Source organism: Pseudotabrizicola sp. 4114, from assembly GCF_031457365.1.
Classification (GTDB): Bacteria; Pseudomonadota; Alphaproteobacteria; order Rhodobacterales; family Rhodobacteraceae; genus Pseudotabrizicola.
The window spans coordinates 106,898-133,048 of the sequence record NZ_JAVDWP010000004.1; the positions used below are offsets into that span (position 1 = coordinate 106,898).

Genomic DNA, 26,151 nt, shown 5'->3' on the forward strand with positions numbered 1-26,151 from the left:
CCAACATGAAAGGGCTTTGCTTTTGAGCACGATTGATGGCTTGCCGCCCCTGCGTGAGGTGATCCGGGCGCATGATCTGGTGGCGAAAAAGCAGCTGGGGCAGAACTTTCTGCTCGATCTGAACCTGACCGCCAAGATCGCCCGGATGGCCGGGGATCTGTCGGCCTGTGACGTGCTGGAAGTGGGCCCCGGCCCCGGCGGTCTGACGCGCGGGCTGTTGGCCGAAGGCGCACGGCGGGTGCTGGTGGTGGAGAAAGACCCGCGCTGCGTGCCCGCGCTGGAAGAGATTGCCGCCACATACCGCGGGCAGCTGGAGATCGTGCAGGGCGACGCGCTGGAGCTGGATGTAGCGGCGCGGCTGAACGCGCCGATCCGGGTGGTGTCGAACCTGCCCTATAATGTCGGGACCGAGCTGTTGATCCGCTGGCTGTCGCCTGCGGTCTGGCCGCCGTTCTGGACCTCGCTGACGCTGATGTTTCAAAAAGAGGTGGCCGAGCGCATCGTGGCGAAGCCCCGCACCGACCATTACGGACGGCTGGCGCTGCTGGCGCAATGGCGGGCCGAGCCAAAGATCGTGATGCACCTGCCGCCCGAAGCCTTTACCCCGGCGCCCAAGGTGCATTCGGCGGTGGTGCATCTGACCCGGCTGGAAGCGCCACGCTTTCCCGCCGATGCGGCAGTGCTGTCCCGCGTGACCGCCATGGCCTTCAACCAGCGCCGCAAGATGCTGCGCTCCAGCCTCAAGGGTCTGGGCGGCGATGTCGAGGCCTTGCTGGAGGGGGTGGGCATCGTGCCGACCCAGCGCGCCGAAGAGATCGGGCTGGAACAGTTCTGTGCACTGGCGCGGGCGGTGGCCGCGCGCTGAGCGGCGCGGCAGGCGGTCGTAAGCTTGGGCTGACCCGCATAAAGCAACGCCGCCCCGAAGGGCGGCGTGTCAGTCGGTTTCCTCTGCGGGCTCTTACTCTGCGGCCTCACGCGGGCCTTTGTCGTCGGTCGGCTTGTCGCCGGACTCTGCGCTGTCTTTCGGCTTTCTTGGCGCGCGCGGGCGGCGCACCTTTGGTTCTGCCGCTTTACCAGCCTCGGCCACCTCATGGGTCACAGCCTCAGCCTGAGCCGGCTCAGTCTGTGCTGGCTCAACCTGTTTTGGCTCCGAGTGTTTTGTCTCAGATGGTTTTGGCTCAGATTTTGCACGCTCGGTCTTTGCAACGGCGGGCTTTGCGGCCTCGGGTGCTGCGGCCACCGGCTGCGGGGCAGCCTCTGGTGCGGGGGGAACCGCTGCGGGGCGATCCTCTGCCGTCCGCTCGGGGCGCGGCGGGCGCGGGCCACGGGTGTTGCGGTTTTCGTCGCGGTTGCGGTTGCGCTCGCCCTCGGGGCGGTCATTGCGGCGCGGGCGATCCTCACGGCGGGGCGCGTCACTGACCGGGCGGGCCTCGGGCGTTTCAACCAGTCCGGTGTCTTCGCCACGCGGGTCGTCGATCATGCTGGGTTCGGGCTGATCGCCCTGCCCCGGATCGACGACACGGTCATCGCGCCAGTTGCGTGTGTCGCGGTTGGCATCGCGGTTGCCGTCACGGTATCCATCGCGGTTGCCGTTCTGGCCGCCCTGCGAATAGCCTTGCTGGCCATTGTTCTGGCCGCCCTGCTGGCCACTGCCCTGCTGACCATTGTTCTGGCCGCCGTGCTGACCATTGTTCTGACCATTCTGGCCGAACTGCTGCTGACGCGCCTCTTGTTCGGCGGCCATTTCGCGCTGCGCTTCGCTCAGCATGCGAGTGTAATGTTCGGCGTGTTGCAGAAAATTCTCAGCCGCCACCCGGTCATTCGACAGCTGGGCATCGCGCGCCAACAGCTGATATTTCTCGATGATCTGCTGCGGCGTGCCACGCACCTTGCCCTCGGGGCCCGAGCTTTCGAACACCCGGTTGATGATATTGCCGAGCGTGCGCGGGCGGTTCTGCTTGGAACGCGAACGGGACTTGGAAGAGCGCATCTTGTCCTTTGATCCGAATGTCCGGCTTGCCCGGATATGAAGCACCGGCATGGTGCAACCCCTGTGACGGGAAACTGAGGCAAGGTCGGGTTTAAGCACAGTCTGAACGGGGGCCGAAATGCCCACCGCGCTAGGACAGCGCCTGCCTTTGAATAATCACGCAACGCTGCGTCTGACAAGTCGATTCTGCGTCATATTGCAAGGATCGGCGGTTCTGTGATGATTTTTCGCAGCCTGTCAGGCGGCAAACGGCGTCAGCCCGCCTGCGCCGCCACCACCCGGTCGCGCCCGTCCAGATCGGAAAGCACCCGGATCTGCCTCAGCCCGGCCTGTGCCAGCAGTTGCGCCACCGCCGCCGCCTGGGTCGGTCCGATTTCCAGCAACACCCGCCCCGCCGGGGCCAGATGCACCGCCACCCCCGCCGCGATGGCGCGGTAGGCATCCAGCCCGTCGCCACCGGGGGTCAAGGCCAGATGCGGCTCATAGCGCTGCACCTCGGGCGACAGATCCGCCATCTCGGCCTCAGTGATATAAGGCGGGTTCGATACGATCAGGTCAAACTGCCCGTCCACCGGCGCAAACCACGACCCTTGGGCAAAGCGGCAGCGGTCGGTCAGCCCGAACGCTGCGGCATTGCGCTGTGCCACCTCCAACGCAGGCCCGGACAGATCAACGCCAAGGCCGACTGCCCCCGCCTGTTCCGCCAGCAGCGACAGCAGGATCGCCCCCGATCCGGTGCCCAGATCCAGCAGCCGGGCAAACGGTGCACGCAAAGCCTGGGCCACCAGCACCTCCGTCTCGGGGCGCGGGTCGAGCACGTCCGCACTCACGATAAACCGCCGCCCCCAGAACAGTCGCCCGCCGGTCAGATGCGACACCGGCTCGCGCGCAGCGCGCCGCTGGATCAGCAGGTCGTAGCGGGCCAGCACCTCTGCCGCCGCCGTATCGGGCAAATGCAGGGTCAGCCGGTCCGGCGCAAGCCCCGCCGCATGGGCCAAGAGCACCCGCGCATCGCCCGCCGCATCGGGCACGCCCGCCGCGCGCAACGCGCGCACCGCCTGCACCAGCGCCATGGACAGCGTGGTCACAGCCCGGCCTCGGCCAGTTTCTGCGCCTGATCCTCGGCCTGCAGCGCGTCAATGATTGCGTCCAGATCGCCCGCCATCACCTGCGCCAGCGAATAGAGCGTCAGGTTGATCCGGTGATCGGTCATCCGGCCCTGCGGGAAGTTATAGGTGCGGATCCGCTCTGACCGGTCCCCCGACCCCACCTGCGCCTTGCGATCCGCCGACCGCGCCTGGTCGATCCGCTCGCGCTCCAAATCGAACAACCGGGCGCGTAGCACCTGCATCGCGATCTCGCGGTTGCGGTGCTGTGATTTTTCCGAACTGGTCACGATGATGCCGGTGGGCAGGTGGGTGATGCGCACCGCCGAATCCGTGGTGTTCACATGCTGCCCGCCCGCCCCCGAGGCGCGCATGGTGTCGATGCGGATGTCGCTGGCCGGAATGTCCAGATCCACCTCTTCCGCCTCGGGCAGCACCGCCACTGTCGCGGCAGAGGTGTGGATCCGCCCCTGCGCCTCGGTTTCCGGCACGCGCTGCACGCGGTGGGTGCCGGCCTCGTATTTCAGCCGGGCAAACACCCCCTCGCCCTGCACATGCGCGGTCACCGACTTGATGCCACCAAGGTCGGACAGCTGCTGCTCCAGAATCTCGAAGCGCCAGCCCTTTCCCTCGGCATGGCGCTGATACATGCGCAAAAGGTCGCCCGCGAACAGCGCCGCCTCATCGCCGCCCGTGCCGGGCCGGATTTCAAGGATGGCAGGCCGCTCATCCGCCGCGTCTTTCGGCAGCAGCGCCACCCGCAGCGCCTGTTCGATGACCGGAATGCGCGCGCGCAGACGCGGCAGCTCTTCCTCGGCCAGGGCCTTCATCTCGGGGTCGGTCAGCCAGCCCTCGGCATCGCGCATATCATCCAGCGCGCGACGATAGGCGGCGATCTGATCGACCACCGGCTTCAGCGCCGAATATTCCCGGCTCAGACCCGCAATCTCGCCCGGGGCTGTGCCAGCATTCAGCTTCGCTTCGAGAAACTCAAAGCGCTGGGTGATCTGGGCAAGTCTGTCAAACGGAACCATCCGCGCGGTGTCGCGCGATTGCGCGGTCTGGTCAAGGCCCGGCATAGGCAGCTGCGCACAGCGAAAATCCCCGTGACCAGCGGAACCGGAACCGGTCAGACGCGTTTGCTTTGCTGTTGTCCCGTGCTCTGCGCCGGGCTTTGGGGGAAAAACGGTCATCATGGCGCCTGTCAGCTATACTGCGGTTCACAAATTTCCGATCGACCGCGACAGCCGCCCGGACTGGCCCCGCCCGTCCTGGCCGGTTGTCGGCCTGTTCATTCTGGCGATGATCGCGGCCATCGCCTTTGCCCGCGACTTTCTGATGCCGATCACCTTTTCGATCCTGCTGTTCTTTGTCTTCGTGCCGGTCCGCCGCCGCCTGTCGCGGCTGGGTGTTGCCCCCGGTGTGACGGCAGCGGGCATCGTCCTTGGGCTGTTTCTCAGCATCATCGCGCTGATCTGGTCGGTCTCGGGGCCCGCCGGGCAACTGATCGCCGACATGCCCGACATCCAGTCAGCGCTGACCGAAAAGCTGCAACGCCTGCGCGGCACGTTTGAGACCATCGACACCGCCATGACCCAGATCGAGGCCGAGGTGGAGGTCGAGGGTGACGGCCAAGCCGCCCCCGCGTCCGAGACGACCGCAGGGATCAACGTGGCCTCGGCCATTCTGGATGGTCTTTATACCACCCCCGGCATTCTGGGTCAGGTCGCGCTGACCCTGTTTTTGCTGTTCTTCCTGATTGCCTCGGGCGACATGCTTTATCTGAAAATCGTGCAAAGCTTTGATTCCTTGCGCGAAAAGCGCAATGCCTATTCCGCCCTGCGCGAGATCGAGGAAAGTCTGGGCAGCTATCTGGGGGCGATCACCCTGATCAACGCCTGTCTGGGCGTCGCCATCGGCCTTGCGATGTGGGCCTTTGGCATGCCCTCGCCGCTGTTGTTCGGGCTGCTGGCGTTTTCGCTCAACTTCATCCCCTATCTGGGCGCGATCACCGGCGTCGGCATCGCGCTTCTGGTGGGGTTGGTCACGTTTTCCGACATTTTCTGGCCGGTGATGATCGCCACCGTCTATCTGTCCTTCACCACGCTGGAGGGGCAGCTGATCACCCCATATTTCGTCGCCCGCCGCTTGCAGATGAATGCGGTGGTGGTGTTCCTGACCGTCGCGCTCTGGGCCTGGCTGTGGTCGGTGATCGGCATGATCATCGCCGTGCCGCTGCTGGTGGTGATCTCGGTGATCTGCGACCACGTGCCGGGGCTGGAAAAACTGGGCAACTTCCTGGCCGGAGACGACCCGGTGCCACTGGCCGAAGAGGGGTCCGAGTCCCCTGCCGACAGCCCCTGATCAGGGCGCCCCAAGCGCCAGTTTGTAGCCGACATGCGACGCCTCAAACCCCAGCGCATCGTAGAACCGGTGCGCATCGGTGCGGGACTTGTCGGTCGTCAGCTGCACCATCCCGCAGCCCTGCGCCAGACATTCGCTGATCGCCCACTCGAACAGGGCGCGGCCAATGCCCATGCCCCTGCACTCCCGCGCCACCCGCACCGCCTCGATCAGGCCACGCTTGGCCCCGCCGCGCGACAACCCACGGATAAAGCTCAGTTGCAGGGTGCCGACCACCGCGCCCTCCCGCTCCACCACGCACAGAAACTGGTTGGGATCGGCCTCGATATCGGCAAAGGCGGCGCGGTAAGGGGTCAGATCCCCCGCCGCTTCCCGCGCCTGCCCCAATGGATCATCACTCAGCATGGCGACAATCGCCGCAAGATCATCGGCGCGGGCCTTACGAAATGTCAATGTCATGCCTTTCCCCCCTCCGACATCGCCGCCAGCCAGCCCTCCAGCCGTTTGGCGTTTACGCCCATGTCTTCGCGGCCAAAGCGCAGGCGGGCGTGGATGTAGAGCCCGTCGTCGCGCGCCTCTGCCGTGGTGAAGTCGGGAAAGCCCCACAGGGCCGAGCGGGTGACGTAGGTGATCCGCCCCTCCGCCACCGATCCGGCGAGCCGGGTGGTGCGCGGTGTGGCCAAAGCCACCGCATCCAGCCGCGCCAGCAGATCGACCGGCGCGCCCGTCGCAGCCGACAGGCGCAGCCGCGCGCCCCCAGTTTCCGACAGCACCGCATCCCAGGGTGCCTTGGCCCAGCCCGGACCATCCTGCGCCACATGCCAGCGCGCCGGATCATTCGGGGCCAGCCGTACGAAAGCCATCGGCCCCAGCACCGCCACGATCAGAACGGCAAAGATCAGCCCCATCATGCGCATGCCCTTTTCACCTGCGGAATTTTGCCCAATGGTACAGGCAAATCAGCTCATGCGCCACATGCGCGCCTGCAATCGCCGTGGCCCCGGTGGTGTCATAGGCAGGCGAGACCTCGACGATATCGCCGCCCACCATGTTGATCCCCGCCAGATCGCGCAAACAGGCCGCCGCCTGCCAGCTGTGCAAGCCCCCCCAGACCGGCGTGCCGGTCCCCGGTGCAGCAGAAGGATCGAGGCAATCAATGTCAAAGGTCACATAGCACGGCCGGTCGCCGACAATCTGTTTCGCCCGCGCCACGGCATGGGCGGTGCCCTTCTCATGCACCGTGCGGGCGTCGATGTACTCTACCCCCAGATAATCGTCGCACTGGGTGCGGATACCGATCTGCACGCTCGCCGCCGGATCAATCACCCCCGACTTTACCGCCTTGTAGAAAAACGTGCCGTGGTCGATCCGGTCCATGTCGTCATCCTGCCACAGGTCGGAATGCGCATCGAAATGGATCACCGCCATCGGGCCGTATTTCTCGGCGTAGGCGCGCAGAATCGGCAGCGTGATGAAATGGTCACCCCCCAGCGTCACCGTGCCCGGCCCCGCCGCCAGAATCCCCCGGATATGATCGGTCAGCAGGCCGGGAAAGCTGGGCGTATGGGCATAGTCAAACGCGACATCGCCGTAATCGACAATGGCCATCTCTTCCAACGGGTTGGTCGGCCAGCCATAGGGCGGGTCAAACGGCTGCAACGCGCTCGCCTCGCGGATCGCGCGCGGGCCAAAGCGTGTGCCGGTGCGGTGCGTCACCGCCTGATCGAACGGAACCCCGGTGATCGCCAGATCCACCCCGGTCAGATCCTTGGTATAGGTGCGGCGCAGAAAACTGGTCGCCCCGGCAAAGGCATTCTCGAACGCCAGCCCCTTTAACCCCTTGCGGGTAAAGGCGGTATCCACTTGCGATTTCGCATCTTCCAGAGCCATGTCAAACACTCCCGTTGGCCAAACGGTCGTCATTCTGTCCCTCGGAGACGCGCCAGATCCGGTTGGGCGCGAGATGGCCAGAGCCGCCCCGGCCTGTCAACCCCGTCGCGGCGGAAAAGCCCGTTCCCGGTTCAGAACACCTCCTGGCTGCGCTTTGACACCGAGAATCCGTGGCCGTTGTCATTGGCACAGCTCATGCCAGTCGGCTCCGACCAGCAGGTGATGCCTTCGATATAGATCTCTTCGCCGTATTCCAGCACCTCGGCCTCGTCATTCAGCGCCGAATCCCCGGCACAGATCGCGCCTGCCCGGCCATACTGGCCCACGGCAAAGGCATGGCCGAAATCCAGCTCGCAGTCGCCGCTGTCTTGGAAACTGGGCGTAAATTCGGCCAGATCGCAGCGCGCCATCGTCTCTTCTTCGATCGCGATATAGCAGCCGATATTGCCGGTGGGCGACTGAAAGGCATAGAAATCTTCCGCCATCGCCGGACCGGCGGCCAAGGCCGCCACAGTCAAAATCAGTCTCATCCCTGCACCCTGCTCCGGCGGCTGGCCCTGATGGCCAGACTCACCCCGCCCGGCAGGCTAGCAGCCCCGATTTCCGTTAGATAGCGGGAACATGGGCGGTGAAACCCCTGTCACCCCAGCGGCTGCGCCCGCTCCACCAGCCGGGCAAAGAAACTCGCCCCCACTGGCGCTGCCTCATCATTGAAATCATAACCCGCATGGTGCAGCCCCGCCCCCGGCCCGATCCCCATGAACAGATAGGCGCCCGGCCGCGCCTCCAGCATATAGCTGAAATCTTCTGACCCCATCTCCCGCGGGGCACGCGCATTCACCGCTGCCTCGCCCGAAATCTCGGCCGCCACAGCGGCGGCAAAATCCGCCTCCTCCGGCGTGTTCACCGTCGCCGGATAGCCCCAGTCATAGTCAACCTCGGCGCCCACATTGAACGCCGCCGCATGCCCCGCCACAATCTCATGCACCCGCCGTTTCAGCAGATCCCGCACCTCCGGCCTGAACGACCGGATCGTGGCGCAAAAGGTGGCCACTTCGGGGATGATGTTCGACGCGGTGCCGGCATGGATCTGCGTGACCGAGATCACCGCCTCATCCAGCGCATAGACGTTGCGCGGAATGATGGTCTGCACCGCCTGCACCATCGCCACCACCGCCACCACCGGATCAACACAGTCATGCGGCGTCGCCCCATGCCCGCCCTTGCCGGTCACCGTGACCCAGGCCGTATCGACCGAGGCCATCAGCGGCCCCGGCGTGGTCTGGAAATGCCCCAGCGGAATGTTGGGCGCATTGTGGATGCCAAAGATCCGCGCGATGTCAAAACGGTCCATCACCCCTTCCTGCACCATCACGCCGCCGCCGCCGCCCTCTTCCTCGGCGGGCTGGAACAGGATCGCCACCTTTCCTGCAAAATTCCGGGTCTCGGCCAGATATTTCGCCGCCCCCAGCGCCATGGTCACATGCCCGTCATGCCCGCAGGCGTGCATCTTGCCCGGCACGGTCGAGGCGTAATCCACCCCCGTCATCTCTTGTATCGCCAGCGCATCCATATCGGCGCGCAACCCGATGGTCGGCCCCGCCCCCTGCCCGTTGATGATCGCCACCACCCCGGTTTTCGCGATTCCCTCATGAATCTCATCCACCCCCATCTCGCGCAGCCGCGCCACGATAAAGGCCGCCGTATTGTGGCAGTCGAACTCCAGCTCGGGGTGAGCATGCAAATGCCGACGCCAGCCCTTCATTTCTTCGGCAAAAGCCGCGATACGGTTCAGGACAGGCATGGGTCTTACTCCTTTGGACTTCGGCCTTTGATCAAATCGGAAAACATTGGTGCCTGCAATGCCCCCTGCCTCAGATGACCTGATCCACGACCCCGACGGCGGCCTGCCGCGCCTGTGCGCGATCATGGCCCGGCTGCGCGACCCCGCCAGCGGCTGCCCTTGGGATCTGGAACAGGATTTCGCCAGCATCGCGCCCTATACGATCGAGGAGGCCTATGAGGTCGCCGACGCCATCGAACGGCAGGACTGGCCCGAGCTGCGCGGCGAGCTGGGGGATCTGCTGTTTCAGTCGGTGTTTCACGCGCAAATGGCCGAAGAAGCCGGGCATTTCGATCTGGATGACGTGATCCGCAGCATTTCCGACAAGATGATCGCCCGGCATCCGCATGTGTTCGGCACCGAATCCCGCGACAAATCCGCAGACCAGCAGACCGCCGACTGGGAAGCGCTGAAAGCGGCGGAGCGCGGCCCCGCCCGCGTGCTGGACGGCGTGGCGCTTGGCCTGCCCGCGCTGATGCGGGCGGTCAAATTGCAAAAGCGCGCGGCGCGGGTGGGGTTTGACTGGCCCTCCACCGATCAGGTGGTGGCCAAGATCACCGAGGAAGCGGCAGAGTTGGTCGAGGCCCGCGACACCCTGTCGCAAGCCGAGGTGACCGAAGAATTCGGCGACCTTTTGTTCGTCATGGCCAATCTTGCGCGGCACCTGAACGTCGACCCCGAAGCCGCGCTGCGGGCCGCCAATGCCAAGTTTACCCGTCGCTTCCAGCGGATCGAGGATTGGCTGGGCGAACAGGGCCGCACCCCGGCTGAGTCCGATCTGGCCGAAATGGATGCGCTATGGGACCGGGCCAAGGCTGAGGAAAAGGCGGCCAAAGCCGCAAAAGGCTGACCAAGTTTTTCACTCAACTATTGACCGAAGGATTTTTGTCAGGTTTATGGGCGGCATAATTTCCGACCAAAGGACCAAAGCCATGACCTTCCGTCTTTCCCTTGCAGCCCTTGCCCTCGGCACCGTCGCGATGCCCGCCCTGGCCGACGAGATCAACATTTATTCCCACCGTCAGCCCGAACTGATCCAGCCGATCATCGACGCCTTTACGGCAGAAACCGGCATCACCGTGAACATCGCATTCGTTGACAAAGGCATGTCCGAGCGTCTGGTGGCCGAAGGCGACCGCTCGCCCGCCGATCTGGTGCTGACCGTTGACATTGCCCGTCTGACCCAGGTTGTCGATGCCGGCGTGACGCAACCCGTCGAGTCCGAAGTTCTGGCCGCCAATATCCCGGCCGAGTTGCGCGATGACGCCAACCACTGGTTCGGCGTGACCACCCGCGCCCGCATCGTCTATGCCAGCAAAGACCGCGTGGCCGAGGGCGAAGTGACAACTTACGAAGATCTGGCCGATCCGAAGTGGAAAGACCGCATCTGCATCCGCTCGGGCACCAATGATTACAACGTTGCCCTGACCGCCGCTGTCATCGCCCACCATGGCGAAGAAGCGGCCAAGACCTGGCTCGAAGGCGTGAAAGCCAACCTCGCCCGCAAACCCGATGGCGGTGACCGCGATCAGGTTCTGGCGATTGCAGCCGGGGAATGCGACATTGCTGTCGGCAACACCTATTACATCGGTCAGATGCTGGCGAACCCGGAACAAGCCGCCGCAGCCGAGGCTGTGAACATCGTGTTCCCGACCTTTACCGATGGCGGAACCCATGTGAACGTCTCGGGCGTCGCGCTGACCAAAGCCGCCCCGAACAAGGAAAACGCCATCAAGTTCATGGAATGGCTGACCGAAGACACGGCGCAAAAGATCTACGCCGAAACCAACTACGAATTCCCGGTCAAGGCTGGGGTGGAGCGGTCAGAGCTGGTGGCAAGCTGGGGTGAGTTCACCGCAGACACCAAACCGCTGACCGAAGTAGCAAAGCTGCGCCCGGCAGCGCTGAAGCTGATCGAAGAAGTGAACTTCGACGGCTAATCTACTGACACCAAAAGACAAAGGCCCCGGATCACTCCGGGGTCTTTTGCTGTTCCACCACCACCTCGACACACAGTACCGTCGGCAGATGGCGTGCGATCTCTGTCCAGCTGTCGCCCTCATCCTCACTGGCAAACACCGAACCGGAGTTGGTGCCGAAATACACCCCCGCCGGGGTGTGACGGTCCACCGCCATGGCTTGCCGCAATACCGTAAAGAAACAATCCCTTACCGGCAGTCCCTCACGCGTATCCTGCCAGCTTTCGCCGCCATCGCGCGACCGCCACACCGCCGCCGATGCGCCCGGTGGAAACCGGCCCTCACTGTCGCCATTCAGCGGAAAGGTCCAGACCGTGCCGGGGTCATGCGGATGCGCGCCGATCGGAAAGCCGAAGGTTGATGGCAGACCCGCCGTCACCTCTTCCCAGGACAGCGCCCCATCCCGGCTGCGATAGACGCCCTGATGGTTCTGCATATAGATCAACCCCGGCGTCGCACCCCACATCATGTTATGAACACAGTGGAAAATCTCATCCTCGCGCCGGAACTCCTCACCCTCCCAATGGCGTGCCAGCGCACCTGCCGGGCCGGGACGGTTGCTGCGGCGGTTGCGCGACTCCCATGTCAGGCCGCCATCGGCCGAGTGAAACACCCCTGCCGCCGAGATTCCGACCCAGATCCCGCCTTTGCCATCGGTCAGGATGGTGTGCAGCACCAGCCCCGCCGCCCCCGGTTGCCAGTGATCCGCCCCCGGCACCGCGTTCAGGCCGGGCAGTTTCACCCAGGTGGCCCCTTCATCGCGCGACTCGTACAGCGCGGCGGGTTTGGTGCCCGCCAGCAGCCGGTCGCCATCGCGCGCCAGCGACCACACCGATTGCACGCCGTCGTCAAAGCCGCTCCCTGACAGGATCCACCCGTCATTTTCCCGCCGCCAGACCCCGGCGGTAAACCAGCCACCCCCCCCGGCAGCCCAGATCTGAGAACCCTCTGCCAAGGCATGATTGATTCCCATACCGTCACAAAATGGCCCCTCGACACGCCATCCGTCACGACCATACAGTAAAAACAATCCCTTGGTTGTTCCGACCAGCAGTGTCGCGCGTCCCATCGCAGCCTCCCACAACCGATTGTACTGAAGCTACCATCACACAGCTTTTCAGACAATTATTTTACCATCTGGACAAATCACCCGCGTTGGCATTGGCTCGCGCGCTGACAGGAGACTTGAATGACCCGCCATCCGCGCAAGATCATCATCGACACCGATCCGGGACAGGACGACGCCGTCGCCATCATGCTGGCACTGGCCAGCCCCGAGGATATCGAGGTGCTGGGAATCGTGGCCGTCGCGGGCAACGTGCCGCTGGCGCTGACCGCGCGCAATACGCTGATCATCTGCGAACTGGCTGGCAAGCCGGAGACCCGCGTCTTTGCCGGCTGCGACCGCCCGCTGCTGCGCCCGTTGGTCACCGCCGAGGCTGTGCATGGCGAGACCGGGCTGGACGGCCCGGTGCTGCCTGAGCCGACCATCGCGCTGCAGGATCAGCATGGCGTCGATTTCATCATCGACACGCTGCGCACGGAACCATCACAGACCGTCACACTATGCGCACTTGGCCCGCTGACCAATCTGGCGACCGCCATGCAACGCGCGCCCGACATCATCCCGCGCATTCAGCAGATCATCCTGATGGGGGGCGCGTATTTCGAGCAGGGCAACGTCACGCCCGTGGCCGAGTTCAACATTTACGTCGACCCGCAAGCCGCTGATGTTGTGTTCAAATCCGGCGTTTCCATCGTGGTGATGCCGCTTGATGTGACCCACAAGGCCCTGACCACCCCGGCGCGGATCGCGGCGTTCCGGGCGCTGAACACCGAACCGGGCCGTCTGGTGGCGGAATGGACCGATTTCTTTGAACGCTTCGACAAGCAGAAATACGGCAGCGAGGGCGCGCCGCTGCACGATCCTTGCGTCATCGCCTGGCTGATCCGGCCCGAATTGTTCAGCGGTCGCCAGATCAATGTCGAGATCGAAACCACGTCAGAGCTGACCATGGGCGCGACCGTGGCCGACTGGTGGGGCGTGACCGACCGCAAGCCCAATGCGCTGTTTATGGGCGCGCTGGATGCCGACGGTTTCTTTGCCCTGCTGGCCGAGCGGATTGGCCGTCTTTGATCATTCAGACGGCAGGATGACCGCAAAGGTGCTGCCCACGCCGCGCGTGCTGTCAATTTTCAGCCGCCCGCGATGACGTTGAACGATATGCTTGACGATCGCCAGCCCCAGCCCGGTGCCGCCCTTTTCGCGCGAGCGGTGGCCATCCACGCGGTAAAACCGCTCGGTCAGGCGTGGCAGGTGCTGGGTGTCAATACCCTCGCCCTGATCAATCACCTCAATCCGCAGCGCGGCCGATTTCGGCAGGCTGTCCGGGGTCAGCCGCACCACGACCTCTCCCCCGGCACCGCCGTATTTCACCGCGTTTTCCATCAGGTTCTGAAACACCTGCACCAGCTGATCGGCATCGCCGGGCACCTGGGTTTTCAGCCCGTCCGGCAGGTCCAGCCGCACCGTCACCCCCGAGGATTCGGCCAATGGCCGCAGCGTCGCCTTGGTCGAGCGCAGGATTTCGACCAGATCCACCATGGCGGTGGGGCGGATCCGCTCTTCGGCCTCGACCCGGCTCAGATGCAAAAGGTCGCGGATCAGCCGGTTCATCCGGCCGGCCTCGCGCTCCATGATCGTCAGAAAGCGTTCGCGGGCGGCGGGATCGTCTCTGGCGGCACCTTTCAGCGTCTCGATGAACCCGGTCAGCGCGGTCAGCGGCGAGCGCAGCTCGTGGCTGACATTGGCCACGAATTCGCGCCGCATCTGGCCCATCTGTTCGACTTCGGACAGATCCTCCAGCACGCACAGCACCCCCGCCTCGTGTGGCAGCGGCGTGACCGTCACCCGGTGGACCGCATCCTGCGACGGGCCCGGCACCACCTGCCGCGCGACACCGCCCTCACTCTGGCGCAGGGCCCGCATCAGCGCCGCCTGCACCTCGGGGTGGCGCAGCGCAATTGCGTGATGCCGCCCCAGCATCGCCGCCCCGAACATGGCGACGGCAGCGGGGTTCATCACGGTAATCCGCTCATCAGGGCCGACAATCAGCGCAGGCAAGGGAACGCCGCTCAACAAGGCCGCTTCAATCATCTTTCCCCCCGAAACGTCTTTTTCACACGTGCCATACCCGTTATATCATCCGAATGCGAGACGCTGGCTTGAATCAGAACAGTTCCGGGCTATAGCTCATGCATGCCTTGCCGTTGCGTCACCCTAGTGCCAGTTCCCTCCTCCGAGACCCCAACCCCCTATCGCCCCACAGGAGCGTCTCATTGGCCATTGTGAATGCTACGCCAGACGGCAATGCGCCGCGCCCGACCGGCCCGGGCGCGGCCCCCGGCCCGTTTGTCGGCATCGGTCTGCCAATGGCGCTGGCGGTTGCGCTGGCAGGCAAACGCCGGGTCGTGGCGCTCGAGCCCGAGGCGATTGCCACCGCCGGGCTGGACCAGATCGAAGATCCGATGATCGGCTGTCTGCTGCTGGGCAGCAAGGCGGACGCGCTGGATATCATCGCCGATCTGGTTGAGGCGGGTTACCGCGGCCCGGTTACGGTGGTGGCCCCGCCGCTGCCCAACCCCAGGATGGTCGAGCGTGAACTGAGCCGCGCCGCCAAGCCGATGGCGGTCAAGCTGGTGGTGCGCTGACCGCCCGGCAGACAGGTCAGCTTATCAGCCGCAGCCCGGCCCGGAACCGCGCCGCATTGGCGCGGTAACTTTCGGCAGAGCGCAGCAGCTTTGCCTGCGCATCGGTATCCAGCAGGCGCACCACCTTGCCGGGGCTGCCCATCACCAGACTGAAATCCGGAATCTCTTTGCCTTCGGTGATCAGCGCCCCCGCCCCGATCAGACAGCCGCGCCCGATCTTTGCGCCGTTCAGAACCGTCGCGCCCATCCCGATCAGCGAGCCCTCACCGATGGAGCAGCCATGCAGCATCGCCTTGTGGCCGATGGTGCAATTGGCGCCGATGGTCAGCGGATGGCCCATGTCGGTGTGCAGCACGCAGTTTTCCTGCACGTTCGAGCCGGCGCCCACATGGATCACCTCATTGTCGCCGCGCAGGGTCACGCCGAACCAGACCGAGCTTCCGGCCTCCAGCACGATCCGCCCGATGACATTGGCATCAGGGGCGATCCAGGCGGTGGGGTCGATCACGGGGGCAATATCGCCAAGGGCGTAGATCATCGTTGCTCAAACTCCCGGTTCAGGCCGCGCACAAAATCGGACAAGGCAGGCTGGCGGTCGCGGCGCATCCGCTCTGCTTCAAGAATGGTCTGCAAGCTGTTGAAAGATATATCAAGATCGTCATTCACCAGCACATAATCATATTCCGCCCAATGGCTGATCTCATCGCGGCTTTTCGCCATCCGGCCCGCGATCACCTCATCCGTATCCTGCGCGCGGCCGCGCAAACGGCGGTCCAGCTCGGCAATCGACGGCGGCAGCACAAAGACCGACACCACATCGCGCCCCAGCGCCGAATTGCGGATCTGCTGGCCGCCCTGCCAGTCGATGTCAAACAGCGTATCGCGCCCCTCGCGCATCGCGGCTTCGACCGGGGCGCGGGGAGAGCCGTAGAAATTGCCGAACACCTCGGCATGTTCCAGCATCTCGCCTTCGGCGATCATCGTCTCGAACGCGGTGCGGTCGCGGAAATAATAATGCTGGCCGTCGATTTCACCAGCGCGCGGTGGCCGCGTGGTGGCCGAGACCGAAAACCGGATCGTCGGATCCCAGTCCATCAGCCGCCGCGCCAAGGTCGATTTGCCCGCCCCGGAAGGCGATGACAAGATAAGCAAAAGACCCCGGCGTTGCATGCTCACTCCACGTTCTGAACCTGTTCGCGCATCTGATCTATCACGGTTTTCAGGTCAAGCCCGATCCGGGTCAGCGCCAGCGACTGCGCCTTTGAACACAGCGTATTGGCCTCGCGCATGAACTCCTGCATCAGGAAATCGAACTTGCGCCCGACCGGGCCGGTTTCCGCCAGCAGCGTGCGTGCCGCCGCGATATGGGCGCTCAGCCGGTCCAGCTCTTCGGTCACATCCTGCTTGACCGCGATCAGCGCCAGTTCCTGCGCCACCCGGCCCTCATCCGCGCCCTCGGCATGGTCCAGCACCCGCGCCAGCGCCTCGCGCAGGCTGGCAGCCGCCACATCCCGCCGCGCCTCGGCCTCGGCCTGTGCGGCATGGGTCAGCGCGTCGATCTGGTCCAGCTGCGCCGCGATCACGCCCTGCATCGCCGCGCCCTCGCTGGCGCGCATCGCGGCAAACCCGGCCAGCAGCGCCGGCAGATCGGCCAGCAGCGCCGCGCGCAGCGGCGCCGTATCCTCGTCGGCGGAGGCCGTCTCCAGCACGCCACGCACCGCCAGCACATCTGCCGCCGTGGCCTGCGCCAGCGTCACCCCGGCCTGCATCGCCGCGCCCTCGACCTGTTGCAGCGCCGCCAGCACCGCATTCAGCACCGGCGCATTGACCTGCAACCCGGCCTCGGCCTCATTGCCGTCACGGCTGACCTTCAGCGACAGGCTGACATTGCCGCGCGACAGTGCCTTTTGCACCTCGGCCCGCACCGCCAGTTCCAGCCCATCGACCCAATCGGGCAGCCGCAGCCGCAGATCGAGCCCCTTGCCATTGACCGACCGGATATCCCAGACCCAGACAAAGCCCGCGCGCTGGCCCTTGCGGGCGGCAAATCCGGTCATGGATATGGTCATCAGCTCTCCTCAGCCTTCTAGGCGTTTACCATTTGTTAAGATTCCCGACCCCGACCCCATCCTTTGGTGTAGTCTGTTTCCTGACAAACGGACGTGAGTCGACGCAATATCCTCTTGGCCCGCCAAACGGCTGGGCACGGTTTACCCCGCATATCACGCCCGCAAAGGGCGCGGCAACCTGCAGGCGGCCAAGACAACAGACGAAACCCAGATCGGGCCCTGACCGGTCGACGTGGAGTGACAGAGATGACAACCGGATGGAACGGTCGCAATTCCGGCGGCCCTGATCCTCTCAATTCCGGCATGATCGCCGGGTTGCGCGCCTATTGGGAGGCCCTGCGTGAAGGCGACATGCTGCCGCGCCGTGACCGGGTTGATCCGCGCGGCATCGTCGGCGCGCTGGAACACAGCTTTCTGATCGAGCGGATCGCGCCGGGCATCGCCCGGTTCCGCATCGCAGGAATGGTCTTCAATGATCTGATGTCAATGGATATTCGTGGCATGCCGATGTCGTGCCTGTTCCTTGGCGATGCCCGCGACCGTCTGCAACTGGATCTGGAGCGGGTGTTCCGCACGCCGTCGATCCTGACGCTGGATCTGCTGGCCGAACGCCACCTTGGCCGCGCACCGCTGCGCGGGCGGATACAACTCTTGCCAATGCTCAACGCGCAGGGCGACAGCAGCCTCGCCATCGGCTGTCTGGATCTGGACGGCCCCACCGGCCGCGCCCCGCGCCGGTTCTCGATCACCGCCACAAAACTGGAGCCGGTGCAAACCGGGGCCGGGCCTGCGCCTGTCGCCACCGAGCAGCCGCAACCCGGAGCCGCCCTGCCACCCCCGCCGCGCGCCAAACCCGGCGTGCCTTATCTGAGGCTGGTCAAATCCTGATGCAAAAACGGCGGCGCATACTGCACCGCCGTTTTTGAATTTTCGCAGAAAATTCGTGGCCTTACAGCGCGATCCTCTGGCCGGCATCGCGAAACGCCAGCAGCTCTTCGGCGACCAGAAACGCCAGTTCCAGTGATTGGCTGGCATTCAGGCGCGGATCGCAGGCGGTGTGGTAGCGGTCCGACAGATCTTCATCCGTCACCGCGCGCAGACCACCCGTGCATTCGGTCACGTCCTTGCCCGTCATCTCGAAATGCACGCCGCCCGGGATCGTGCCTTCGGATTTGTGCACCGCAAAGAACTCGCGCACTTCCGACAGCACCGCGTTGAACGGCCGGGTCTTGTAGCCCGACGGCGACTTGATGGTGTTGCCGTGCATCGGGTCGCAGGACCAGACCACCGCTGCGCCTTCTTCCTTCACCGCCTTGATCAGACGCGGCAGATGCTCGGCCACCTTGCCCGCGCCAAAGCGCGCGATCAGGGTAAGACGGCCCGCCTCGTTCTGCGGGTTCAGCTTTGACATCAGCACCTTGAGGTCTTCTGCCGTGGTGGTCGGCCCGCATTTCAGCCCGATCGGGTTCAGCACGCCGCGGCAGAATTCCACATGCGCGCCATCCGGCTGCCGGGTGCGGTCGCCGATCCAGATCATGTGACCGGACCCCGCCACGTTCTGCCCCGAAATGCTGTCAACCCGGCACAGGGCCTCTTCATATTCCAGCAGCAGCGCTTCGTGACTGGTGTAGAACTCCACCGTGGTCAGCATATGCGCGGTGTCCGAATTCACCCCCGCCGCATTCATGAAATCGAGCGCGTCCGAGATCCGGTTCGACAGTTCGCGGTAGCGCTCGGCCTTGTCATGCTCGGCAAAGCCCAGCGTCCACGAGTGGACCCGGTGAATATCGGCAAACCCGCCGGTCGAAAACGCGCGCAACAGGTTCAGGCTGGCCGCCGCCTGGGTATAGGCTTGCAGCATGCGCTGCGGATCGGGCTGGCGCGCCTCGGGCGTCGCGTCAAAGCCGTTGATGATATCGCCCCGGTAGCTGGGGTATTCCACGCCGCCAATCATCTCGGTCGGGGCCGAACGTGGCTTGGCAAACTGCCCCGCCATCCGGCCGACCTTGATCACCGGCACTTTCGCGCCATAGGTCAGCACGATGGCCATCTGCAGCATCACGCGAAAGGTGTCGCGGATGTTGTCGGCGCTGAATTCGGCGAAACTTTCAGCACAATCGCCGCCCTGCAACAAAAACGCCTTGCCTTCCGACGCCAGCGCCAGCTGCTTTTTCAGCCGCCGCGCCTCGCCCGCAAAAACCAGCGGCGGATACTTTGCCAGCTGCGCTTCAACAGCGTTCAGCGCGGCGCTATCCATATAATCAGGCATCTGCACCCGCGGTTTCGCGCGCCAGTCTGATTTCTGCCAGCCTTTGGTCATGGCCTTCTCCTTACCCACGTTGGGGCCCACTGCGGGGTCGCTCACGGTATCGGCCCGGTGTATACGGTCTGGACCGCCGCTTGCAAAGGGCCAAACGCCCAAACTGCCCCCTTGCGAAAGGCCGGATTTCCTGTCTGATACGCCCATATCCGACATGAACAGGTCGCAAGATGTCCTCGCCACCCACCCGCGCTCAGAAAACCGATGCGACCCCAGCCACAAGACGCTTTGTCTTTGTACTGCTGGACCGATTTACGATGATGTCGTTTTCCTGCGCGATCGAGCCGTTGCGGCTGGCAAATTACGTCGCGGGAAAGCCGATTTACAGCTGGATTCTGGCGGGCGAAGGCGGGGTTGAGGCCACCTGTTCCAACGGGGCCACCTTCAAGCTCGACATCGGGCTGGAGGATGTGGACCGCGACGACACCATCCTCGTTTGCGGCGGCATCGACATTCAGCGCGCCACGACAAAGCCGGTGCTGAACTGGCTGCGGCGTGAGGCGCGGCGCGGCAACGTCATCGGTGGCATGTGTACCGGGGCCTATGCTCTGGCCAAGGCGGGGCTGCTGGATGGCAAACGGGCGACGATCCACTGGGAAAATCAGGACGGGTTTCTGGAGGAATTCGAACAGGTCCGGCTGACCAAATCGGTGTTTGTGATCGATGGCAACCGGCTGACCACGGCGGGCGGCATCTCGTCGATTGATCTGGTGCTCAAGCTGATCGCCGCAGATCACGGGCAGGATCTGGCCAATACCGTGGCCGACCTGTTGATCTATTCGACCATCCGCACCGATCAGGACACGCAGCGCCTGTCGATCCCGACCCGGATCGGCGTGCGCCACCCCAAGCTGAGCCAAGTCATCCAGATGATGGAGGGCAATATCGAAGATCCGCTGTCGCCCGCCGATCTGGCCGATCAGGTCGACATGTCAACCCGCCAGCTGGAGCGTCTGTTCCGCCGCTACCTGAACCGCAGCCCCAAGCGCTACTACATGGAGCTGCGTCTGGGCAAGGCGCGCAACCTGCTGATGCAGACCGATATGAGCGTGATCAATGTGGCCCTCGCCTGCGGCTTTGCCTCGCCGTCGCATTTCTCGAAATGCTACCGCAGCCATTACAACACCACCCCCTACCGCGAGCGTGGCTCGCAAGGGCCGACGCCGCCCACCCGGCTGTCGATCTGACAGACTTGCCGGATCGAAAACCGGCGTGTTACGCTGCGGCAGGGCGGATATGGGGCGTGGAAATGCGGGTCGTGGTGATTGCCGTTCTGATGACGGTTCTGGCCCTTGCGGCCCATGCGGCACCCGAACGGCGCGCGCTGGTCATCGGCAATGACAGTTACGAAAGCCTGCCCGCGCTGAAAAAGGCCCGCAACGATGCGCAGGCCATCGCGGGCACCCTGCAATCGCTTGGGTTTGGCGTCACCGCGCTGACCGATGCCGACCGCCGCGCCATGACGCGCGGGGTGTCGGATCTGGCCAGCGCGATCCAGCCCGGCGATGAGGTGCTGTTCTACTTTGCCGGTCACGGGGTCGAGGTGCAGGGCCGCAATTACCTGCTGCCCGCCGATGCCCCCGCCGCCCGCCCCGGCGATGAGGCGTTTCTGACCGCCGAAAGTCTGGCGGTCGATGACATCCTGTTCACCCTGCAATCGCGCGGCGCGCGGGTGACCGTGCTGATCCTTGACGCCTGCCGCGACAACCCCTTCCCGCGCGACGGCACCCGCTCTGCCGGCGGCGCGCGGGGTCTGGCCCCGGTGACCGCGCCCGAGGGGGCGTTCATCCTGTTCTCGGCAGGCACCGGGCAATCGGCGCTGGATGCGCTGTCCTCGGCCGATACCGACCCCAATTCGGTCTTTACCCGCGCGCTGCTGCCGCTGCTGACCGCCCCCGGCCTGTCGGTGCAGGACATGGCGCGCACCCTGAAAGCACAGGTCGAAGCGACGGCGGGCACCATCAACTATAAGCAACGCCCGGCCTATTATGACGAGCTGACCGGCGATTTCGTGCTGAACGCTGCGGTGGCGCACGCGGATGCCCCGCTGGCCCCGGTGCAGACCGCCGCGCCACCCGCCCCCACGCCAGACCCTTGCGCGGCAGCGGCCCGCGACTGGCAGGCGGTGGCGGCTTTGTCCGACCCCGGCCTGTTGCGGTCGTTCGCCATCACCCATGCCGGGTGCAGCGTCTTTGCCCGCACCGCCGCCGAACGCGCGGCAGAGCTGACGCAACCGCCGCCGCCCGTCACGCTGCCGGCGGCGGTGGCGGCACCTGTCGTGTTCCCTCTTCCCGCACCCGTCGTTGCACCTACCTGGCGCGTCAAGGCCGGGGTGTCCGAAGGCTTCATGAATGCCCGCTCCGGCCCCGGCACCATGCACACCATCCTGTTCCGCATCCCCGAACGCAGCGGCGGGTTGGCGGTGGGCGAATGCCGCAAATCCGATCCGGGCGGCGGCCGGGGCGACTGGTGTCTGGTCAGCTACAACGGCCAACAGGCCTGGGTCTCGCGCAACGGGCTGGAGCGGGAATGAAGCGGCTTGCCGTTGCGCTGCTGCTGGCCACCCCGGCCAGTGCGGAAGACCTGCCGCAAGGCTTTGCCCGCCTGTCGGCGCTCGCGCCGCAGATCGCGCAGGATATTCGCTACGCCCGCAGCTTCAACTTCACCGGTGCGCCGGTGCCCGGCTATGACGCGCCCGAGTGCATTCTGACCACCGCCACCGCGCAGGCGCTGATCCGGGTCGAAAAACGGCTGGCGAAACAAGGGTTTGGTCTGGTCGTCTACGACTGCTACCGCCCGCAACGCGCGGTCGCGCATTTCGCCGACTGGGCCGCACAAGCCGACCCACCCGACCACCGCCCGCCCGGCACGGAGCCCGCAGGCGATACCCCGCCACAGGCCCTGACCCCGGCGCAGGTCTTTCACCCCGCACTTGACCGCGCTGATCTGATCCCCGGCGGCTTCATCGCCCGCCGCTCGGGCCATTCCATCGGCCATACCGTCGATGTCGGCCTGCGCCTGAAAGGTGCCGTCGTGCCGCTGGTCGATTTTCCGGGTGCCGGTCAGTGCGACGGGCCTGTGGATGAGCGCGCCGATGAAGGCCCCGACATGGGCACAGCTTTCGACTGTTTCTCGCCGCTGTCGGCCATCACTGCCAAGGTTTCCGCGCAGGCGCAGGCCAATCGAAAAACCCTCAGCCGCGCGATGGCGGCCGAGGGGTTCAAGGGCTATGCCAAGGAATGGTGGCACTTTCGCAATGCCGCCGATCCGGCGACGCAGGTGCAAGATTTTGCGGTCACCGGACCCTGACCGGGCTTAACCCGCCTCTGCCGGCGCCAGCCGGTAAATTGCCCCCTCGATCACCGAGACAAACCAGATTGAGCCGTCCGGTGCCTCGCGCACCTCGCGCACCCGTGCCGTCTCCGCCGTCTCGATCCGCTCTTCGGCAAAGCCGGTCTCGGCAGCGGTGTCGGGGTCCAGCCGCGACAGGAAACTGGTGTTGAGCGAGCCGGTAAAGATATCGCCCGCCCACTCCGGCACCAATGCGCCCGAATAGACAATCATCCCCGACGGTGCGATCGACGGATCCCAGTAGTGCAAGGGCTGCTCCATGCCGTCCTGCGCCTGCCCCTCGCCGATGCTGGCGCCGTTGTAATTCACGCCGTAGCTGATCACCGGCCAGCCGTAGTTCTTGCCCGGCTCGACCCGGTTGAGCTCATCGCCGCCCTGCGCGCCATGCTCGACCAGCCAGAGCGCGCCATCCGGGCCCAGGGCTGCACCCTGCGCGTTGCGGTGCCCGATGGAATAGATCCCGCGCCGCCAGCCTTCGATGGTCGTCGCCGTCGCCCCGTCGCGGCTCAGGTGAATGACGCTGCCCTCGACCGTTTCGGGGTCTTGCGCCTCCATCCCCGCCGGGCCAGTGCCCCGGTCGCCGGTGGTGATGAACACCGATCCATCCCCGGCCTCGACCATCCGGCTGCCAAAATGCCGCCCGCCAGAGCGGCCATCGCCGACAAACAGCATGTCGAAGCCCTCGAGCGTGCTGCCGTCGTCGGACAGCCGCCCCTTGCCCACTGCGGTCGCGGCCCCGCCATCGACCGCAGCGGCATAGGTCAGCCACACCTCGCGGCTTTGCTCGAAATCGCGGGGGATCATCACATCCAGCAATCCGCCCTGCCCTTGGGCGTAAACCTCTGGCACGCCGTCGATTTCCGCGGATTCGCCATCGCGCAGCAACAACAGCCGCCCCGCACGTTCGGTCACGATCACCGCCCCATCCGGCAAGAACCCGACCGCCCAAGGCTCATCCAACCCGGTCGCGACCGGGCTGATCTGCATCGGCCCGGCAGAGGTTTCCACCGTGGTCGAAGCCGGGGTCTGGGCCTGCGCCAGCCCCGCCATCAGGGCAAAAGCAGCGGCGGGGGCGGCGCACAGCGGGGCGCGCCGGGCGGTCGGGCGGAAAGCGGTCATGTCATCTCCTGTGATGGCTTACGCCTGTCAACGTGGGGGTTTTCCCGCGAGTTCCAGCAAACCCACGCAACCGTGACCCGCCGTGACCGGTGCCCGCATTTTCTGAAGGCGGTTGACGGAACGTCACCCGACAGATTTCCCGGCCACAAGGCGCTTTTCTTTTGCGAAACCGCCCTTTAACGTCTCGCCCAGGATAACAGTCCGACATGGGAGACTTTTAATGAAAAAACTGCTTCTTGCCACCGCCGCCACCGCGCTGTTTGCCGGGGCCGCTTCGGCTGAAGATGTCAAGATTGGCATCATTCTGGGCTTCACCGGCCCGCTGGAATCGATCACACCGAACATGGCCACCGGGGCTGAACTGGCGATCACCGAAGCCAACACATCGGGTAAATTCACCCTTGGCACCGTGGTTCCGATCCGCGCCGACTCGACCTGTATCGACGCCGCTGCCGCGACTGCCGCTGCCGACCGTCTGATCACCGCCGAAGGCATCAAGGCCATCATGGGCGCCGATTGCTCGGGTGTGACCGGCGCGATTTTGCAAAACGCCGCGCGCACCAATGGCGTCGCGATGATCTCGCCCTCGGCCACCTCGCCGGCGCTGTCGACCGCCGAAGATGACGGGCTGTTCTTCCGCACCGCCCCCTCTGATGCGCGTCAGGGCGTGGTGATGACCGAAATCCTGATGGACAAGGGCATCAAGACCGTCGCGCTGACCTATACCAACAACGACTACGGCAAGGGTCTGGCCGACAGCTTTGCCGCCGCCTTTACCGAAGCGGGCGGCACCGTGACCATCAACGCCCCGCATGAAGATGACAAAGCCGACTACTCGGCCGAAGTCGCATCTCTGGCATCCGCCGGTGGCGATGTGCTGGTCGTGGCGGGCTATACCGACAAGGGCGGCAAGTCGATCATTCAGGCGTCGCTCGATTCGGGTGCGTTTTCCACCTTCGTCCTGCCCGACGGCATGGTCGGCCAGAAGCTGGTCGATGACATCGGCGACGGGCTGAACGGCTCGTTCGGCCAATACCCCGGCACCGACAGCCAGGGCGCTGAACTGTTCCAGGGCCTTGCAACTGCCGCTGGCTTTGACGGCACCTCGGCCTTTGCGCCGGAATCCTATGATGCTGCTGCGCTGATCATGCTGGCCATGGCCGCTGCCGGATCGACAGACTCCAAGGATTGGGCCCCCAAGGTGATGGATCTGGCCAACGCTCCGGGCGAGCCGATCCTGCCGGGTGAGCTGGGCAAAGCGCTGGAGCTGATCGCCGCAGGCACCGACATCGACTACATCGGCGCAACGGCCGTTGAGCTGATCGGGCCGGGCGAAAGCGCGGGCAACTACCGCGAGATCGAGATCAAGGACGGCAAGATCGAAACCATCCGGTTCCGCTGATCGCGGCCTGAGATCACCAAGCGCGGCCCGGAGCAATCCGGGCCGTTGCCATAAGACGCCGTTGCCATAAGACAAAGCCTCCGCGCCCGGAAAATCCGGATCCTGCGACGGAAGGTTCAGGGGAAATGCATGATCAAGGTTCAGAACCTTCACCGCCATTTCGGCGGGTTTCGCGCGGTTGACGGCGCGTCGCTCTCGATTGCGGCAGGCTCGGTTACCGGGCTGATCGGACCCAATGGCGCGGGCAAGACCACGCTGTTCAACGTGGTGGCCGGGCGGTTGAAACCGACCAGCGGCACGGTCCAGATGGCGGGCGAGGATATCACCGGCCTGCCGCCGCATGAGCTGTTTCACAAGGGCCTCTTGCGCACCTTTCAGATCGCGCATGAATTCGGCTCGATGAGCTGCGTCGAGAACCTGATGATGGTGCCCGGCGCGCAACAGGGCGAAGTGCTTTGGAACGCCTGGTTCCGCCGCGGTGCGGTGCGCGCCGAAGAAGAGCGGTTGCGCGCCAAGGCGCAGGATGTGCTGAAATTCCTGACCATCGACCATCTGGCCGATCAGAAGGCCAGCCAGATCTCGGGCGGGCAGAAAAAGCTGCTGGAACTGGGCCGCACGATGATGGTCGATGCCAGGATCGTGTTTCTGGATGAGGTCGGCGCCGGGGTGAACCGCACCCTGCTGAACACCATCGGCGACGCGATTCTGCGGCTGAATGCCGAGCGCGGCTATACGTTCTGCGTGATCGAACATGACATGGATTTTATCGGGCGGCTGTGCAACCCGGTGATCGTCATGGCCGAAGGCCGCGTGCTGGCGCAGGGCACGGTGGACGAAGTCAAGAACGACGAGCGCGTGATCGAGGCCTATCTGGGCACCGGGTTGAAGAACAAGATCAAGGAGGCCGCCCATGGCTGACCAGACACGCCTGATTTTCTGCGAAAATCAGGTAAATCACCAATTTTCTGCGAAAATTGCAAAAGTGAATTTTCGCAGAAAATTCGTGG

At 64.8% G+C, this 26,151-nt stretch carries 27 protein-coding genes; 12 read left to right on the top strand and 15 right to left on the bottom strand.

Going from position 1 to position 26,151, the window contains the following annotated elements; translation table 11 throughout:
* Nucleotides 1–22: 22 nt before the first annotated feature.
* On the top strand, nt 23–865 hold the full coding sequence (gene rsmA / locus J2X53_RS10685; protein ID WP_349037482.1) for a 16S rRNA (adenine(1518)-N(6)/adenine(1519)-N(6))-dimethyltransferase RsmA: 843 nt from the start codon (nt 23–25) through the stop codon (nt 863–865).
* A 93-nt stretch (nt 866–958) separates the two neighbouring features.
* Here rsmA and J2X53_RS10690 read toward each other — a convergent pair whose 3' ends face one another.
* The 3 genes from J2X53_RS10690 to prfA form a co-directional block, all read right to left on the bottom strand.
* Complete coding sequence (locus J2X53_RS10690; RefSeq protein ID WP_349037483.1) at nt 959–1,990, bottom strand: DUF4167 domain-containing protein; 1,032 nt, start codon at nt 1,988–1,990, stop codon at nt 959–961.
* A gap of 254 nt (nt 1,991–2,244) precedes the next feature.
* Nucleotides 2,245–3,063 (bottom strand): peptide chain release factor N(5)-glutamine methyltransferase, encoded by an 819-nt coding sequence (gene prmC, locus J2X53_RS10695; RefSeq protein WP_349037849.1) that lies wholly within the window; start codon nt 3,061–3,063, stop codon nt 2,245–2,247.
* A gap of 11 nt (nt 3,064–3,074) precedes the next feature.
* A complete protein-coding gene (prfA, locus tag J2X53_RS10700) occupies nt 3,075–4,130 on the bottom strand; it encodes a peptide chain release factor 1 (RefSeq protein ID WP_349037850.1) in 1,056 nt (351 codons plus the stop codon).
* A 160-nt stretch (nt 4,131–4,290) separates the two neighbouring features.
* Here prfA and J2X53_RS10705 point away from each other — a divergent pair, with 160 nt between their 5' ends.
* Nucleotides 4,291–5,460 (top strand): AI-2E family transporter, encoded by a 1,170-nt coding sequence (locus tag J2X53_RS10705; protein ID WP_349037484.1) that lies wholly within the window; start codon nt 4,291–4,293, stop codon nt 5,458–5,460.
* On the opposite strand, the gene J2X53_RS10710 is transcribed toward J2X53_RS10705, so the two are convergent.
* The 5 genes from J2X53_RS10710 to J2X53_RS10730 all read right to left on the bottom strand — a co-directional run bounded on the left by J2X53_RS10710 (nt 5,461) and on the right by J2X53_RS10730 (nt 9,154).
* A complete protein-coding gene (locus J2X53_RS10710) occupies nt 5,461–5,919 on the bottom strand; it encodes a GNAT family N-acetyltransferase (RefSeq protein ID WP_349037485.1) in 459 nt (152 codons plus the stop codon).
* The gene (locus J2X53_RS10715) at nt 5,916–6,371 is read right to left on the bottom strand and encodes a DUF1499 domain-containing protein (protein WP_349037486.1); all 456 of its coding nucleotides are present in this window, start codon (nt 6,369–6,371) and stop codon (nt 5,916–5,918) included. Before J2X53_RS10715 ends, J2X53_RS10710 begins: the two co-directional genes overlap by 4 nt.
* 13 nt (nt 6,372–6,384) lie before the next feature.
* Nucleotides 6,385–7,350 (bottom strand): agmatinase, encoded by a 966-nt coding sequence (gene speB, locus J2X53_RS10720; RefSeq protein WP_349037487.1) that lies wholly within the window; start codon nt 7,348–7,350, stop codon nt 6,385–6,387.
* Nucleotides 7,351–7,481: 131 nt separating this feature from the next.
* Nucleotides 7,482–7,880: a DUF6636 domain-containing protein gene (locus J2X53_RS10725; RefSeq protein WP_349037488.1), complete on the bottom strand. Its 399-nt coding sequence runs from the start codon at nt 7,878–7,880 to the stop codon at nt 7,482–7,484.
* A gap of 110 nt (nt 7,881–7,990) precedes the next feature.
* Nucleotides 7,991–9,154, bottom strand: coding sequence for an amidohydrolase (locus J2X53_RS10730; RefSeq protein WP_349037489.1), 1,164 nt, complete (start codon nt 9,152–9,154; stop codon nt 7,991–7,993).
* Nucleotides 9,155–9,212: 58 nt separating this feature from the next.
* Here J2X53_RS10730 and mazG point away from each other — a divergent pair, with 58 nt between their 5' ends.
* Nucleotides 9,213–10,043: a nucleoside triphosphate pyrophosphohydrolase gene (gene mazG / locus J2X53_RS10735; protein ID WP_349037490.1), complete on the top strand. Its 831-nt coding sequence runs from the start codon at nt 9,213–9,215 to the stop codon at nt 10,041–10,043.
* Between the two features lie 82 nt (nt 10,044–10,125).
* A complete protein-coding gene (locus J2X53_RS10740) occupies nt 10,126–11,133 on the top strand; it encodes a Fe(3+) ABC transporter substrate-binding protein (RefSeq protein ID WP_349037491.1) in 1,008 nt (335 codons plus the stop codon).
* 31 nt (nt 11,134–11,164) lie between these two features.
* Here the strand turns inward: J2X53_RS10740 and J2X53_RS10745 are convergent, their stop codons facing one another.
* A complete protein-coding gene (locus tag J2X53_RS10745) occupies nt 11,165–12,241 on the bottom strand; it encodes an exo-alpha-sialidase (protein ID WP_349037492.1) in 1,077 nt (358 codons plus the stop codon).
* Nucleotides 12,242–12,361: 120 nt separating this feature from the next.
* Here J2X53_RS10745 and J2X53_RS10750 point away from each other — a divergent pair, with 120 nt between their 5' ends.
* A complete protein-coding gene (locus tag J2X53_RS10750) occupies nt 12,362–13,309 on the top strand; it encodes a nucleoside hydrolase (RefSeq protein ID WP_349037493.1) in 948 nt (315 codons plus the stop codon).
* Here J2X53_RS10750 and J2X53_RS10755 read toward each other — a convergent pair whose 3' ends face one another.
* The gene (locus J2X53_RS10755) at nt 13,310–14,329 is read right to left on the bottom strand and encodes an ATP-binding protein (protein WP_349037494.1); all 1,020 of its coding nucleotides are present in this window, start codon (nt 14,327–14,329) and stop codon (nt 13,310–13,312) included.
* A 182-nt stretch (nt 14,330–14,511) separates the two neighbouring features.
* Between J2X53_RS10755 and J2X53_RS10760 the strand changes: the two genes are divergently transcribed.
* Nucleotides 14,512–14,883: a hypothetical protein gene (locus J2X53_RS10760; protein ID WP_349037495.1), complete on the top strand. Its 372-nt coding sequence runs from the start codon at nt 14,512–14,514 to the stop codon at nt 14,881–14,883.
* A gap of 16 nt (nt 14,884–14,899) precedes the next feature.
* On the opposite strand, the gene J2X53_RS10765 is transcribed toward J2X53_RS10760, so the two are convergent.
* From J2X53_RS10765 to J2X53_RS10775, 3 genes are read right to left on the bottom strand one after another with little or no spacing between them, the layout of a single operon-like run.
* The gene (locus tag J2X53_RS10765) at nt 14,900–15,421 is read right to left on the bottom strand and encodes a gamma carbonic anhydrase family protein (RefSeq protein WP_349037496.1); all 522 of its coding nucleotides are present in this window, start codon (nt 15,419–15,421) and stop codon (nt 14,900–14,902) included.
* Complete coding sequence (gene gmk / locus J2X53_RS10770; RefSeq protein ID WP_349037497.1) at nt 15,418–16,053, bottom strand: guanylate kinase; 636 nt, start codon at nt 16,051–16,053, stop codon at nt 15,418–15,420. The genes J2X53_RS10765 and gmk overlap by 4 nt, the downstream gene beginning before the upstream one ends.
* A gap of 2 nt (nt 16,054–16,055) precedes the next feature.
* Complete coding sequence (locus J2X53_RS10775) at nt 16,056–16,952, bottom strand: YicC/YloC family endoribonuclease (RefSeq protein WP_349037498.1); 897 nt, start codon at nt 16,950–16,952, stop codon at nt 16,056–16,058.
* Nucleotides 16,953–17,198: 246 nt separating this feature from the next.
* Here J2X53_RS10775 and J2X53_RS10780 point away from each other — a divergent pair, with 246 nt between their 5' ends.
* Complete coding sequence (locus tag J2X53_RS10780) at nt 17,199–17,840, top strand: PAS domain-containing protein (protein ID WP_349037499.1); 642 nt, start codon at nt 17,199–17,201, stop codon at nt 17,838–17,840.
* A gap of 61 nt (nt 17,841–17,901) precedes the next feature.
* Here the strand turns inward: J2X53_RS10780 and J2X53_RS10785 are convergent, their stop codons facing one another.
* Nucleotides 17,902–19,272: a 3-deoxy-7-phosphoheptulonate synthase class II gene (locus J2X53_RS10785; protein ID WP_349037500.1), complete on the bottom strand. Its 1,371-nt coding sequence runs from the start codon at nt 19,270–19,272 to the stop codon at nt 17,902–17,904.
* 170 nt (nt 19,273–19,442) lie between these two features.
* Between J2X53_RS10785 and J2X53_RS10790 the strand changes: the two genes are divergently transcribed.
* The 3 genes from J2X53_RS10790 (at nt 19,443) to J2X53_RS10800 (ending at nt 22,581) form a co-directional block, all read left to right on the top strand.
* Complete coding sequence (locus J2X53_RS10790) at nt 19,443–20,459, top strand: GlxA family transcriptional regulator (RefSeq protein ID WP_349037501.1); 1,017 nt, start codon at nt 19,443–19,445, stop codon at nt 20,457–20,459.
* A gap of 62 nt (nt 20,460–20,521) precedes the next feature.
* Nucleotides 20,522–21,805 carry a caspase family protein gene (locus J2X53_RS10795; RefSeq protein ID WP_349037502.1) on the top strand — a complete coding sequence of 428 codons (1,284 nt, stop codon included), beginning with the start codon at nt 20,522–20,524 and terminating at the stop codon, nt 21,803–21,805.
* Complete coding sequence (locus tag J2X53_RS10800; protein WP_349037503.1) at nt 21,802–22,581, top strand: M15 family metallopeptidase; 780 nt, start codon at nt 21,802–21,804, stop codon at nt 22,579–22,581. Before J2X53_RS10795 ends, J2X53_RS10800 begins: the two co-directional genes overlap by 4 nt.
* 6 nt (nt 22,582–22,587) lie before the next feature.
* Here the strand turns inward: J2X53_RS10800 and J2X53_RS10805 are convergent, their stop codons facing one another.
* Nucleotides 22,588–23,742, bottom strand: a complete 1,155-nt coding sequence (locus J2X53_RS10805) for a PQQ-dependent sugar dehydrogenase (RefSeq protein ID WP_349037504.1) — start codon at nt 23,740–23,742, stop codon at nt 22,588–22,590.
* Between the two features lie 220 nt (nt 23,743–23,962).
* On the opposite strand from J2X53_RS10805, the gene J2X53_RS10810 reads away from it, so the two are divergent.
* Together J2X53_RS10810 and J2X53_RS10815 are read left to right on the top strand one after the other, a co-directional pair.
* Entirely contained in the window at nt 23,963–25,144 is a 1,182-nt protein-coding gene (locus tag J2X53_RS10810) for an ABC transporter substrate-binding protein (RefSeq protein ID WP_349037505.1), read from the top strand.
* Nucleotides 25,145–25,273: 129 nt separating this feature from the next.
* Nucleotides 25,274–26,062 (top strand): ABC transporter ATP-binding protein, encoded by a 789-nt coding sequence (locus J2X53_RS10815; RefSeq protein ID WP_349037506.1) that lies wholly within the window; start codon nt 25,274–25,276, stop codon nt 26,060–26,062.
* Nucleotides 26,063–26,151 lie beyond the last annotated feature (89 nt).